The 307-nt window shown below is 46.3% G+C and carries 1 pseudogene; it reads left to right on the forward strand.

Features of this window, described 5'->3' with window-relative positions:
* Window positions 1-66: 66 nt before the first annotated feature.
* Window positions 67-307 (forward strand): annotated as a pseudogene (locus ACO0LF_RS31690) (hypothetical protein); the annotation flags it as partial.

Consider the following 307-nt stretch of genomic DNA (forward strand, 5'->3'; position numbering starts at 1 on the left):
AGCCTCAAGTCGGCTACGGTTGTTATATGGCGTGCTGAAATGTAAGCGCTTTTTTGACGAATAGCGTTGTTGAGCAATTATGCGTCGCTCCTTAAAAATTCATCTCCTGGGCAAAAAAACCGTAGGCACATTGGCCGAGCTGCAGCTTTTAATAGTGGAAAATTTGTAGGTGATAACATATATTATGGAGAGCGCTTCAACAGCATCACCCACGCGGTTGGTGCTGCGCTAGCAGTAGTGGGCGGTGTATCGCTGATTACGATAGCGGCTCGTAGTGGTGACTATTGGAAGATTGTTAGTTTCAGCA

This window comes from Undibacterium sp. Di27W (assembly GCF_049340345.1).
Classification (GTDB): Bacteria; Pseudomonadota; Gammaproteobacteria; order Burkholderiales; family Burkholderiaceae_D; genus Undibacterium.